The 13,420-nt window shown below is 65.7% G+C and carries 10 protein-coding genes; 4 read left to right on the top strand and 6 right to left on the bottom strand.

Annotated elements, in window-relative coordinates; genetic code table 11:
- Positions 1-2 precede the first annotated feature (2 nt).
- The gene (gene gyrB / locus QFZ27_RS17395; protein ID WP_429227638.1) at positions 3-2,462 is read left to right on the top strand and encodes a DNA topoisomerase (ATP-hydrolyzing) subunit B; all 2,460 of its coding nucleotides are present in this window, start codon (positions 3-5) and stop codon (positions 2,460-2,462) included.
- A 261-nt stretch (positions 2,463-2,723) separates the two neighbouring features.
- On the opposite strand, the gene QFZ27_RS17390 is transcribed toward gyrB, so the two are convergent.
- On the bottom strand, positions 2,724-3,362 hold the full coding sequence (locus tag QFZ27_RS17390) for a hypothetical protein (RefSeq protein WP_429227637.1): 639 nt from the start codon (positions 3,360-3,362) through the stop codon (positions 2,724-2,726).
- A 183-nt stretch (positions 3,363-3,545) separates the two neighbouring features.
- On the opposite strand from QFZ27_RS17390, the gene QFZ27_RS17385 reads away from it, so the two are divergent.
- Positions 3,546-5,090 (top strand): PBSX family phage terminase large subunit, encoded by a 1,545-nt coding sequence (locus QFZ27_RS17385; protein WP_429227636.1) that lies wholly within the window; start codon positions 3,546-3,548, stop codon positions 5,088-5,090.
- Between the two features lie 1,124 nt (positions 5,091-6,214).
- Here the strand turns inward: QFZ27_RS17385 and QFZ27_RS17380 are convergent.
- The 4 genes from QFZ27_RS17380 to QFZ27_RS17365 all read right to left on the bottom strand — a co-directional run bounded on the left by QFZ27_RS17380 (position 6,215) and on the right by QFZ27_RS17365 (position 10,036).
- Positions 6,215-7,009, bottom strand: coding sequence for a DUF899 domain-containing protein (locus QFZ27_RS17380; RefSeq protein WP_429227635.1), 795 nt, complete (start codon positions 7,007-7,009; stop codon positions 6,215-6,217).
- Between the two features lie 281 nt (positions 7,010-7,290).
- Complete coding sequence (locus tag QFZ27_RS17375; protein ID WP_429227634.1) at positions 7,291-8,262, bottom strand: GlxA family transcriptional regulator; 972 nt, start codon at positions 8,260-8,262, stop codon at positions 7,291-7,293.
- A 292-nt stretch (positions 8,263-8,554) separates the two neighbouring features.
- Positions 8,555-8,764: a DUF1127 domain-containing protein gene (locus QFZ27_RS17370; RefSeq protein ID WP_429227633.1), complete on the bottom strand. Its 210-nt coding sequence runs from the start codon at positions 8,762-8,764 to the stop codon at positions 8,555-8,557.
- 195 nt (positions 8,765-8,959) lie between these two features.
- Positions 8,960-10,036, bottom strand: coding sequence for a class I SAM-dependent methyltransferase (locus QFZ27_RS17365; protein ID WP_429227632.1), 1,077 nt, complete (start codon positions 10,034-10,036; stop codon positions 8,960-8,962).
- 208 nt (positions 10,037-10,244) lie between these two features.
- Here QFZ27_RS17365 and QFZ27_RS17360 point away from each other — a divergent pair, with 208 nt between their 5' ends.
- Together QFZ27_RS17360 and msrA are read left to right on the top strand one after the other, a co-directional pair.
- Positions 10,245-11,294: a GlxA family transcriptional regulator gene (locus QFZ27_RS17360; protein ID WP_429227631.1), complete on the top strand. Its 1,050-nt coding sequence runs from the start codon at positions 10,245-10,247 to the stop codon at positions 11,292-11,294.
- Between the two features lie 251 nt (positions 11,295-11,545).
- Positions 11,546-12,265, top strand: a complete 720-nt coding sequence (msrA, locus tag QFZ27_RS17355; RefSeq protein WP_429227630.1) for a peptide-methionine (S)-S-oxide reductase MsrA — start codon at positions 11,546-11,548, stop codon at positions 12,263-12,265.
- A 42-nt stretch (positions 12,266-12,307) separates the two neighbouring features.
- On the opposite strand, the gene QFZ27_RS17350 is transcribed toward msrA, so the two are convergent.
- Positions 12,308-13,186, bottom strand: coding sequence for a calcium-binding protein (locus QFZ27_RS17350; RefSeq protein ID WP_429227629.1), 879 nt, complete (start codon positions 13,184-13,186; stop codon positions 12,308-12,310).
- Positions 13,187-13,420: the final 234 nt, after the last annotated feature.

Raw genomic sequence — 13,420 nt, 5'->3', positions numbered from 1 at the left:
GTATGTCGGACTCTGCGATCCCGAACAACGAAGCCGCCTATGATGCCGGCTCCATCACCGTGCTGCGCGGCCTCGAGGCGGTGCGCAAACGGCCGGGCATGTATATCGGCGACACCGATGACGGGTCCGGCCTGCACCACATGGTGTACGAGGTCGTCGACAACGCCATCGACGAGGCCCTGGCCGGATACTGCGACACCGTCACGGTGACGCTGAACGCCGACGGCTCGGTCCAGGTGACCGACAACGGCCGCGGCATCCCGGTCGCGATCCATGAGGAGGAGGGCATCAGCGCCGCCGAGGTGGTGATGACCCAGCTGCATGCCGGCGGCAAGTTCAACCAGAACTCCTACAAGGTGTCGGGCGGCCTGCACGGCGTCGGCGTCTCGGTGGTCAATGCGCTGTCGGAGACGCTGGACCTGCGGATCTTCCGCGACGGCCATGAATGGTTCATGCGCTTCCACGACGGCGAGAGCGAGGCGCCGCTGGCCGTCGTCGGGCCGCAAGGCCAGAACCGCGGCACCCACGTCACCTTCCTGCCCTCGACCAAGACCTTCACCAAGACCGAGTTCGATTTCGGCACGCTGGAGCACCGGCTGCGCGAGCTGGCCTTCCTGAACTCCGGCGTCGCGCTGACCCTGACCGATGCGCGCGGGCCGGAGCCGCGGGTCGTCGAGATGCATTACGAGGGCGGGCTGAAGGCCTTCGTCGCCTATCTCGACAAGGCCAAGCAGCCGCTGCATGGCGAGCCGATCACGGTGACGACGGAGCGCGACGGCATCACGGTCGAAGTGGCGATGCAGTGGAACGACAGCTACCACGAGACCATGCTGTGCTTCACCAACAACATCCCGCAGCGTGACGGCGGCTCGCACCTGGCCGGGTTCCGCGGCGCGCTGACGCGGCAGGTCAACGCCTACGCCACCGAAAGCGGCATCCTGAAGAAGGAGAAGGTGGCGCTGACCGGCGACGACGCCCGCGAGGGCTTGAGCTGCGTCCTGTCGGTGAAGGTGCCCGACCCGAAATTCTCCAGCCAGACCAAGGACAAGCTGGTCTCCTCCGAGGTCCGGCCGGTGGTCGAGTCGGTGGTCAGCGAGATGCTGGCGACCTGGTTCGAGGAGCACCCGAACGACGCCAAGCGGGTGATCCAGAAGGCGGTCGAGGCTGCCACGGCCCGCGAGGCGGCGCGCAAGGCGCGCGACCTGACCCGGCGGAAGGGCGCGCTCGACTTCGCCTCCCTGCCCGGCAAGCTGGCCGACTGCCAGAACCGCGACCCGGCGGAATCGGAGATCTTCCTGGTCGAGGGCGACAGCGCCGGCGGCTCCGCCAAGCAGGGCCGCGACCGCAAGTTCCAGGCCATCCTGCCGCTGCGCGGCAAGATCCTGAACGTCGAGCGGGCGCGGATCGACAAGATGCTGGGCTCGGCCGAGATCGGCACGCTGATCACGGCGCTGGGCACCAGCATCCGCGACGAGTTCAACGCCGACAAGGCGCGCTACCACCGCATCATCATCATGACCGACGCCGATGTGGACGGCAGCCATATCCGCACCCTGCTGCTGACCTTCTTCTACCGGCAGATGCCGGAGCTGATCGAGCGCGGTTACCTCTATATCGCCCAGCCGCCGCTGTACCGCGCCGCCCGCGGCAAGGAGGCGGTGTATCTGAAGGACGATTCCGCGCTCGAGGCCTATCTGATCGACAGCGGCATGCGCGACCTGGTGTTCACCCCGTTCGACGGGGCCCAGGTGGGCGGCAACGACCTGCGCGACCGGATCGTGCAGGCGCTGGAGGTGAAGCATCAGCTGACCCCGCTGATCCGCAAGGTCGGCAGCCGCATGGTGGTCGAGCAGGTGGCGATCGCCGGCGCGCTGGCCTCGCGCATCGTCAACGACCCGACGCTGGCCACGGAGACGGCGACCTACATCTCCAACCGGCTCGACGCGCTGGAGCCGGAGTTCGAGCGCGGCTGGCAGGGATCGCAGCTGCCGCCGCAGGGCAACCAGCCAGGCGGGCTGGCGTTCCGCCGCACCCTGCGCGGGGTGACCGAGGGCCGGATCATCGATTCCGACATCATCCGCTCGATCGAGGCGCACAAGCTCGACCGTTTGGCCGGGGAGCTGCAGGCGCTGTACAAGCGGCCTGGCGTGCTGACCTGGATGAACCCGAAGGGCGCCGCCCAGGAATGGCCGATCACCGGCCCGATCGACCTGATCGACCGGGTGCTGGAGCAGGGCCGCAAGGGCCTGGCCGTGCAGCGCTACAAGGGCCTGGGCGAGATGAACCCGGACCAGCTGTGGGAGACCACGCTGGACCCCAACGCCCGGGTGCTGCTGCGGGTCGAGGTCAAGCACGCCGACGACGCCGAGGAGGTGTTCTCCACCCTGATGGGCGACGTGGTCGAGCCGCGCCGCGACTTCATCCAGGAGAACGCGCTGAAGGTGACGAACCTGGACGTGTGAGATGATGAGGCCCGGCCTGCGCGAGGGCGCGGAATTCTTCCGGTTCCTGAAGGAGCGCAAGCCGGCCTGAGAGACCATTCCTCTCCCGCCTGGCGGGAGAGGTCGGGCTGGCGCAGCGAGACCGGGTGAGGGTGGGTCCCGGCCTCGACGCCCTCCCCTCACCCGGAGGCGCAAGCGCCTCCGACCTCTCCCGCAAGCGGGAGAGGCAAAACACTCGGTTCTCTTTGGAATAATTGGCGTTTCGCACGACGAACTGCGCCCTTACCCCGTATCCGGCGGCTTCGGCTTGCGGCGGCCGGCGCCGGCCGAGCGAGGCTCAGGCGGATCCTCCGGATCAGCCTCATCGCCATCCTCCGGCGGGATGAAGCCGTAATGCTCCATCGCCTCGTCGGCCATCTCCAGCCAGCGCTCCACATTCGGCGGGAAGCCCCAGCGCCGGCACAGGGCGGCCACCGCGACCTCCGGCCGGCTGGCTGCGATCAGCTCGGCCACCTCCGGCCGCTCGACCCGCTCGCAGACTTCGGCGACGCGGCGGTCGACCTCCTCATCGTCCTCGGACACCTCATAGGCGGCGGCCAGCATCGCCAGCTTCACCCGCAGGTCGTGCCAGTCCTCCTGGGCCGATTCGCGCTTCGCCGCGGCCTTGCGCCGCTCGTCGCGATGATTGGCGAACTTGTCCTCCAGCAGCAGGGTCAGCCGCAGCGACTTGGCGACCGCGGCGATCCGCTTGCAATAGTCGGCGCCGGGCTGCGGCGCCTCCACCGCCTCGGTGCGGGTCGCCTCCATGATCTCCATCTGGATCTCGGCCGCCCGGGCGAGCATGCGCAGATGCCGCGCCGCCCGCTCCTCCTGGGGAGTGGCCGGGGCTTCCGACATCCGATCGGTCTGCGCCTTGTCCATGGAACATAGCATGAACGAGGGCGTCAGTTAATACAACTGCACAATGTGTTAATTGACTCCGCCCGATCAATGTTCGCTCTTTGTTCTTGACGCGAGGCTGCGTCGAACCGCATCATTCGGGCAGAGTCGAAGAGTTGCGCCCGCCCGGCCCCGCCGCGGCGGGCTTTTTCATGCGAGGTCGAGATGCGGAAGACGATGAGGCGACGCAAACGGGGCTGGATCGGCCTCGCCGGGCAGCTGCGCGGCGGTGCCGGGGCGGTCATCTTCGCCCGCTTCGATCGCGGCAATGCCGGAAGGCGGGGCCGTGCGATGCCGAAGCGGCCCGACACTCTGATCCTGTGCTTCGCGGCGGCGGCGGGGCGGCAACGCCGGGGAGAGCCCGGGCCGAGGACGGTGCGCCGGCTGACCGACGCGGCCAAGGCCCGGCTGCGCCCGGTCGGCGCCCGCGCCACGGCCGACCAGTTGCGGCTGGATCGGGTGTATCGGCAGTTCCGCGGCGGCCAGGGGCCGGACGGAGAGGACGCGCCGGCCGCCCTGCCCCCGCCCGACCTGCCGCCCGCCTTCGAGCCGCTGCTGGAGCCGTCGCGCTACAAGGCCGCGTTCGGCGGCCGCGGCTCGGGCAAGTCGCATGCCTTCGCCGAGCTCTTGGTGCGGCGCTGCATCGAGGCGGCGCCGCTGCGGGCGGTGTGCATCCGCGAGGTGCAGCGCTCGCTCGACCAGTCGGTCAAGCGGCTGATCGAGGACAAGATCCAGGCGCTGGGCGTGGGGTCGGCCTTCACCGTGCAGGCCGACCGCATCCTGACGCCCGGCGGCGGCCGGATCATCTTCCAGGGCATGCAGAACCACACGGCGGAGAGCATCAAATCGCTCGAGGGCTATGACATCGCCTGGGTCGAGGAGGCGCAGGCGCTGTCGATCCGCAGCCTGGACCTGCTGCGCCCGACCATCCGCAAGCCGGGGTCGGAGCTGTGGTTCTCGTGGAACCCGACCCGGGCGGACGACCCGGTCGACGCGCTGTTCCGCGCCGGGACGCCGCCGCCCGGCTCCCTGCTGGTGCCGGTGAAATATTCCGACAACCCGCATTTCCCGGAGGTGCTGCGGGTGGAGATGGAGTGGGACCAGGCGCGCGACCCGGACAAGCACCAGCATGTCTGGCTCGGCGGCTACCAGACCTTCAGCGAGGCCCGGGTGTTCAGGAACTGGAAGGTGGAGGCGTTCGACACGCCGGCCGATGCCCGCTTCCTGTTCGGCGCCGACTGGGGCTTCGCCCGCGACCCGACGGTGCTGGTGCGCTGCTTCGTCCAGGGCCGGACGCTGTTCGTCGACCACGAGGCCCATCAGGTCGGCTGCGAGATCGACCGGACGCCGGCGCTGTTCGACACCGTGCCGGGGTCGCGGCGCGGCCCGATCATCGCCGACAGCTCCCGGCCGGAGACCATCAGCTACATGCAGCGCAACGGCTTCGGCAGCATCGCCGGGTCGACCAAGGGGGCCGGGTCGGTCAAGGACGGGGTCGAGTTCCTGAAGGCGCACGACATCGTGGTGCATCCGCGCTGCCGCCACCTGATCGACGAGCTGGCGCTGTACAGCTATCGCACCCATCCGAAGACCGGCGAGATCCTGTCCGAGCTGGAGGACCGCGAGAACCACGCCGTCGACGCTCTGCGCTATGCCGTCGAGGGGCAGCGGCACAGCACCTATGACAGCTCGATGAAGTGGGTGCGATGAGGGGGGCGCCGCCTGCTTCAGCGAAGGCGAGAAACTGCTGGAGTCCTGGGCTGGTCGGGCATTCACCCTCAGATCACTTATGCCGCCGTAATTCTGCTGTCTCGGTCCAGGGCGCAGTCCACGACTGTCTTGCCTGCATTTCAACCATACGCTATCAATATCATGCTAATCCGGCGTCGTAGGGTCCGGCCGGTTCACTTTCCGATCATTTACCACTTTTGAGGCCGCATTATGGCTACAGCTACTGAGATTGCTGCGGAATTACAGAAAAGCCTAATGTATGTCACAACAGGACTGGAAGGGGGACAAAGTCAGGAGAACAAGCAAAAGGGCATGACAGTTTTGATGAATCTTGCGTATAACGTAGGTTATAGCAATATAACGGATTACGACTCGTTACTATCTGCAATAAAGACGTCATATACGAGCGACTGAACGATATAAATACTGCACCACTGCAATTCTGTTCTGATAAAATCAGGATATCCGAACTATTGGCTTGGCAAACTGCAAATCGCCGTTGAGGCCGACTCTCCCACATCTTCCCGTCATGGCGAGCGAAGCGTGGCCATCCAGTCCCGAAGCCGGGACAGGCCCAGCCATCCTGGATGGCTACGCCCCTTCGGGGCTCGCGATGACCACGGCGGATTTCGTGCTGCAGGGGTGCGGAGGTGGAGGTCGGCCAGACTGGACTGCACCCCAGGACTGAGACAGAAGAATTAGGGTGACATGGGCGATCGGAGGCTGAATGCCCGACAAGCCCGGGTGGAGAAGGATAGCGATCTGCAAACGACCAACCTCGTCCAGCTAGGATGTCGGCGCGTCTTGCGCCAAAGGCCGAGTTTCGCTTGGCGGATCGCCTGGAACCCTGGCGATTCTTCGACGCGCGAGTAAACGCACCCACGGCGGGAGATGCGCGACAGCCATCAGCGCGTACATCGCCACCATGCCGCTCCATGGCGAGCCGCCGGCGGCGCCACACAGAACGTCGCGGGCGTCATTGCTTTGCGCCGCGATCAGCGCCATGAACGCAAAGACAGGAGTAGCGGCCAAGGTGAGGCTGTCAGCCGTCCGCATACTCCCGCGATGATCGTTCGAGCGCGCTTCTTCTGTCGGTGCCGACCTCATGATCGGTCGTACTCACCGCGTTTAAAAGCCTCGACGCCGGCGGAGGACACCTTGTCCCACTCGGGATCGATTTTGCCGTCAGGTGAGTAGCTGTCGTGCCAGTTCTGCCATTTGTAAGGAGGCGTCTGCGGATATCCCTTCGGCGAGTCTTCCCACACTTCCTGGCGACCGAGCGGCGCCATGTCGAGATAGCTCCAGAGCGTGCCGATGGCCTCGTCGCCGCGACCGTTGATGAAATAGGTGCGGTAGATGTTGGCGCCGTCCTGGATGAACGCGTTGTGGCCGTGCCATTGATCGACACCGAAATCGGCATCGAAATTGTCCGCGAGCGTGTACCAGGGAATCTGCTCCCAGCCCATGCGCGCCTTTTGCCGCTCGATATCCGCCTGGGGAGCGCGTGACACATAGGCGACGGTTACGTCGCGGGCGTTGACGTGCGCCAGATGAGACACCTGATCGGCAACCATCGAGCACCCGACACAGGCGTGGTCAGGCCAGCCGTGGACCTCAGATTCGAAGAAGGCGCGATAGACGATGAGCTGCCGGCGGCCTTCAAAAAGGTCGAGCAAGCTGGCCGGCCCGTTCGGGCCCTCGAATTTGTAGTTGCTCTCGACGGCCATCCACGGCATGCGGCGTCGCTCGGCCACCAACGCGTCGCGCACTTTCATCTGCGCCTTTTCCTTTACCAGCATGGCACGATGGGCTTTGCCCCACTCATCTCGCGACACGATCGGAGGATGATCCTTTGGGAACACTCCATGAGCATTGATTTGATCCGATTTATCATTCATTGGATGCCTCCATATCGCGTGCGGTTAAAACAGGGTGTCATCACGGCGTAATCGCCGACGACTGCATTCGGCATGTTTGCGGCGGCAATCTTCTCCACCCGGCGGCTTCGCAAGAGTCCGGAGCTTGGGAGTCGAGACCTGAACGTTCTGAAAGGGTATTTGTTGTCGAGGGTGACTGCCAATGTTGGGCGATTTTCTGCCAAAGGCGCCCGAGGCGTCCCTGAGGCCAGCGCTGAATTACCAGGCGGCGCCTGAGCCGGCGATTGCCGGGCCCTTATTCACTATGGATCCGAGTGCATATCCCGGAAGAGCCCCGGTGCAATACCGAAGCGCCGCTCGAAGGCATCCGCAAATCGGCTGGGCGGAGAGAGGCCAACCTTGGCGGCGACGGATTTGAGGGGAACGCTGCGCGACAGCAAAAGGCGCGCTTCATTGAGCCTCAGCTTCTCCACGAACTTCGCCGGCGTCGTCCCGGTCGCCTCGACGAACTTCCGGTGGAAGGAGCGATCCGAGAGATTGGCGCGGGCGGCAAGGGACCGAACATCCAGCGGTTCGTGAAGGTTTGCCCGTATCCAATCGATCAGGTCGGCGAAGCGGCCGTTCGCTCTCAGCTGCGCCTGCAGCACGGGGCTGAACTGAGACTGGTATCCGGGCCGTCTTGCATCGAGGACCAGGCGCTGCGCGATCTCAACGGCGATCGTCGAGTTAAGGTCGTTCGCGACCATCGCGAGCACCATATCGATCCCGCATGTGACACCTCCTGATGTCCAAAGCCTTCCATCGACGACGTAGAGCGCCTCGGGATCGACCGACACATTTGGAAAGAGCTTGGCGAGCGGGCCGGTCGCATCCCAGTGTGTGGCGACGCGGCGGCCGTCGATCAGCCCTAGCGCGGCCAGAAAAAATCCGCCGCTGCAAACGGAGCCAAACCTTTCGGCACCGGCGACCAGCCTCGGAATCTCGTCCATCAAGGTTGGATCGGACAGCGCAGGCTCGAGGTGTTCGCCTTCCGCTCCGGCAATGAGCAGGGTTTGCGCTTCAGCGGGCTGAAGACCAGCAAGCGACTGCGCCTCGATCGACACGCCGCTGCTGCTTCGCACTGGCCCAGGGTGAGGCGAAAACATGCCGACGTTGTAGAACGGCGACAATCCGCGCTGGCCTAGCGCGCGATTTGCGACATTGAACACCGATGCCGGACCCGACGCATCGAGGAGCTCAAAGCCCGGATAGACGATAATCGCGACGTGGTGCATCGGCAGAGAATACCGAAACCTCTCTATCTCTGCCAACTGGTCGAGATCATCGGAGCAATTCAGCGCCGGCTGAAGCTGCGGCTCTCCCGCTTGGACATCGGTTCTCCTTCTCAGAGAACTGTCCCTATTTTCACTGCCTCACCAGCGGGGTCCACTTCACTACAGTCGGGCATTCAGCCTCCGATCGCCCATGTCACCCTAATTCTTCTGCCTCAGTCCAGGGGTGTAGCCCAGTTCCTCCCAAACCGAGAGCACCATGGGTGCGACTCCAAGCAGTCCTTCCGGCGAATGCTTAGGCCTTCCCGTTTGTAGGCCGCAGAAAGCCGAGATCAATCTCCTGCCGGCTAACGCCAATGTCTTTCAGCAGATGGTCATCCATAGCCGAAAGTGCATGGGAAGCGCTCCGCGATGCCCTGCGGCCACTAAAAGCTCCGATGCCGACTCGCAATATTCTGAGTGGAACCCACTGCGCCCGGAACTGCGATTTTATTGCTGACGCCATCGTTGGTTTCTCCGGTGTGGTTGCCTGGATCTACGATCTTCTGGCAAAGAGCCGCAGTTGGGCCGTGCCTTTGCAGGACAAGGACGGCAGCGTCCCGCGCGGCGGTGTCCCGGCAGATGCTCCCAGTGAAGGAGCATCTGCAGAACCTGTGTGGATCGCTGCCGCTGAAGCGGGAAGGCGTGAGAGCGCCGCGGATCAGAGCCGTGCTTCGAGGATCAGGTTGAACGGCGTCTCGAAAGCACGACGAAAGCGGGTGAAGCCCGCCTTGCGGAATACGCCCGCCAGCCGGGCTTCGCCGGCCTGCGCGCCAAGCACCATACGGCCGCCGTCCGAAACCGCATGGGCACAGCAGATCGTGGTAGAGGCTGCGTAGTACATCCTCGCCACGGGCGAGATGTTGTCATCGACCTTGTCGTTGGCGAAGGGCTCGACAAGCATCACCGTGCCATCCGGCGCGAGCGCCTTGGCGGCCTGCGCCGCGGCGGCGACCGGATCACCCATGTCGTGCAGGCAGTCGAAGAAGCAGATCAGATCATAGCCCGATCCGGGATAGTTGTCCGCACGCGCGGTCGAGAAGCTCGTGCGGTCGGCAACGCCGGCGCCGGTGGCCACATCCTGTGCCTCGACAATGGATTCCTGGTGCGTGTCAAAGCCATGGAACTTCGAGGCGGGGAAGGCTTCCGCCATGAGCACGGTGGAATGGCCGTGGCCACATCCAACGTCGGCGACCAGCGCTCCGGCCTTCAACTTGGCAACAACGCCGTCGAGCGCAGGCAGCCATTCCGGGACCAGGCTTGCCTTGTAAGCATTGCGGTAGAAGGCGGCGACGCCGCAATAGAGCCGGCCGTCGTGGTCGCCCCAGGGGATTCCCGATCCGGTGCGGAAGGCTTCGATCGCCTTGTCCTCGTCCGCCCACATCGATGCGGGTACCGACCAAGCGTTGGGGATAAAGACCGGGCTGTCCTCATTGGCAAGAACGAGTGCCTGCTCCAGCGTGAGCTCATAGGTGTCGCTGATCGTGTGGTAGGTGGCGTAGCCTCCTGCCACCTGCGAGCCCAGCCATTCTCGAACGTAACGTTCGGCGCAGCCAGCCCGCTTGGCAAGCGCGCGGGACGTGACGGGGCCGGCTTCGGCCATCGCCTTGTAGAGGCCCAGCCGGTGCCCAAGGCTCACCATCACGCCGCCGTAGCCGGCAGATAGATCGCTTACCGCGCGCCCGACCATCGCATCGAGTTTGGCGGGATCGACCGTCCTGGATTGCACGAAGTCCATCTGCGTCTCCTTGTTTCCAAACCTCCAACTCGAGGTTGGCGGGAAGATCGCACCGGAAGAGACCGCACGGCAGAGCCGCGCTGACCAGAATCGGGCCATTTGCGCCAAGTCAGGCGAAAGATGCAGGTCCGGCAGGCGCCGATCAGGGCGGCATCGTGGCGGTGCTCAGGGTTTGCCGCTATTCTGCCACTCCAATCCGAGGCCGAAGATGCCGTCTCCCAACATTCAGACAGGGCCCGAGCCGCTCCACGTCAGCCTCGTGGCGATCCCCGAGGCCGTGGTGTCGACGCTCAGCGGTATCTTCGACGTCATGAATGCCTTTTCGATGATTGATGTACCGGGTCGCACTCCCCTACAGGCGCCTCCATTCCGTCTGGAAATAGTCGGCCAGCAGACCGGTCCGCTGCAACTGGCCAGCCGGGTGCCCGTCACTGTGGAGCGCCCCGTCACCGAAATCACCGCCACGGACATCGTCATCGTCCCATCGGTACTGCTCGGCCTCAACGGCTGGACCAAGGGACGGTATCCGGACCTGGTCGACTGGCTTCGCGCCATGCATGATCGTGGCGCTCTCCTGTGCTCGGCCTGCTCAGGCATCTTCCTGCTCGCCGAGACCGGCCTCTTCGACGGTGCCGATGCGACGGTCCATTTCGGCTACGCCGGCGCTTTCGAAACAGCCTTTCCGCAGGTTCCGATCCATCCGGAGCGAGTTTTGGTCGTTTCGGGGAAGCGGGATGAGCTGATCACGTCGGGCGCCTCCATGACCTGGCACGATCTCGTCCTTTACCTTATCGCGCGGCACGCCGGTGCAACGGCCGCCCAGACCGTAGCGCGAATCTTCGCGCTGCAATGGCACCAGGATGGGCTTGCGCCCTACATGGTCTTCGACGGCCGCAGGGATCATGGCGACGTTGCAATCCAGACAACGCAGGATTGGTTGGCCACACATTTCTCGGTAGCCAACCCGCTGGAGGAGATGATCAAGCGCGCCGGCCTCGCCGAGCGGACCTTCAAGCGCCGGTTTACCAATGCGACGGGCTTGAGCCCGATCGCCTATGTGCAGCGCCTGAGGATCGAGGAGGCCAAACGGCGGCTCGAGCGGACGGAGGCATCGGTCGACGAGATCAGTTGGCAGGTCGGTTACGAAGAATCGGCTTTCTTCCGCCGTCTCTTCAGGCGCGTTACGGGATTGGCGCCGGGGGCTTACCGCCGGCGGTTCGGAATTCCCGACTACGCGCAGACCCGGGTCAAGAATTAGCGAGTCGATCCGTATCATAGCCGAACCAAGCGCATCCTGCGTCCATTGCGCGCTGCGGTGAGACAGAGAAAATGGAGACAATTCTCGGCGAGGGCGGCAGCGGCCGGGGCGAGCGCGCCGCGACTTCATCCAGAGGAACGCGCCGGGGGTCACCGGCCCGGACGTGTGACCCGCCGGCCTCCCGTAACCCGGCGGCCCGCTTCGGCGAACCGGCTGTCGGGGCCCATGGGCCCGAACGGGAGATCCGGATCGTGATCAAGCGCTTTCCTTCCCTGCCGGCGCTGGCCGGCGCCCTGTCGCTGCTGGCGGTCGCCGCCGGGCTGGCGGTGACCCAATCCTCGGCCGAGGAGGCGCGGCTGGTGCCGCCGCCGGCGGTCGACGAGACCGCGGCCCCCGGCGGCGCGGCGTCGGAGACCGCGGTGCTGGCCGGCGGCTGCTTCTGGGGCGTGCAGGGCGTGTTCCAGCACGTCGAGGGCGTCACCGGCGCCGTCTCCGGCTATGCCGGCGGCGATGCGCAGTCGGCGCAGTACGAGACGGTCAGCGGCGGCGGCACCGGCCATGCGGAAGCGGTGCGGATCACCTACGACCCGCGCCGGATCAGCTATGGCCGCATCCTGCAGATCTACTTCTCGGTGGCGCATGACCCGACCCAGCTGAACCGCCAGGGGCCGGACAGCGGCACCCAGTACCGCTCGGCGATCTTCCCGGCGGATGCGGAGCAGGCGCGGGTGGCCAAGGCCTATGTCGAACAGCTGGACCGGGCGGGGGTGTTCGACGCGCAGATCGTGACCAGGATCGAGCCGGGGCACGCCTTCTATCCGGCCGAGGACTATCACCAGGACTACCTGACGCTGCACCCGACCAGCCCCTATATCGCGATCAACGACCTGCCGAAGGTCGAAGCCCTGCAGCGGCTGTTCCCGGACTCCTACCGCGCCGACCCGGTGCTGGTCTCGGCCCAGACCAACTGAGCGGCAGGCGGCGGGGCTGCGGCAATACCCGAGGTCCTGCCGCTACAGCACGAAGTCGCCGGACTGCGGCACGATGCTGCCGGTCAGGACGATGTGGAAGTCCGAGACCTTGTCGCCGTTGACGTCGCCGGCGATGGTGGTGACGCCGGGGCTGGTGAAGGCAAAGCGCAGTTGCCCCGCGACGCCGGTGTAGAGGCCGGTGCCGATGAAGCTGAAGGCCTGGTTTCCGGCAACCGTGGTGCTGGCGTCGATCGCCACCAGGTCGATGCGGTCGCCCTGGACGTGGCTGAAATCGGTGATCCGGTCGGCATTGGCTCCGACCGCGCTCTGGACGACGCCGGCGTAGACGAAGCGGTCGGCCCCGGCGCCGCCGCCGAGGGTATCGGCACCGTTGCCGCCGAAAAGAACGTCATCGCCGCCTTCGCCGAAGAGCTTGTCGGCCCCCTTGCCGCCGAACAGCTCGTTCGCCACCGCCGATCCGGTCAGCATGTCGTTGCCGCTGCCGCCGTCGAGATTCTCGATGTCGGCGCCGAAGCTGTCGCCCTGGGCATCGCCGCCGGACGCGGTGCGGATCGCGAGGTTCACCGTCACCGCGACGCTGCTGCCGAAATAGGAGATCGTGTCCTCGCCGGCGCCGCCGACGAACCGATCCGCCCCGGCGCCGCCGTCGAGGACATCGTCGCCGATGCCGCCGTCCAGCGCATCGTGACCGGCCGCGCCGACCAGGACGTCGGAGCCTTCGTCGCCGAACAGCGCATCCTGGCCGCCGCCCGCATGCACCTCGTCATCGCCGGCACGGCCGCGGATGACGTCGTCCAGATCCGTGGCCGCGGCGACGACGGTGTGGTCGGGTGAACTCTGCGCGCCGTCACCGGCGACGTGGATGAAGTCATTCCGATCGGTGCCCATCACGACGATCATGGTCGTTCCCTCCTTGCTCATGCGGCGGCGGTCACCGCGCTCGGTCCGCCATGCGACGAAGGCTTACCCCGCCCGGCGCCGGACGGTTGTCACCGCGGGAACAGGCCGCCGAATTCGACGGGCGACGATGCGGCCGGCGACAAATCGCCCCTGGCCAGGACGGCCGTCTTGTCCGACCCTGCCATAACCAGGAATGCACCGGCTGAAGGCCCGTGAGAGGACCGGCCGGCGGGC

Origin of the sequence: Inquilinus ginsengisoli (assembly GCF_050434925.1) — a bacterium.
GTDB lineage: Bacteria > Pseudomonadota > Alphaproteobacteria > DSM-16000 > Inquilinaceae > Inquilinus > Inquilinus ginsengisoli_B.
This window is presented reverse-complemented; position numbering and strand designations above follow the sequence as displayed.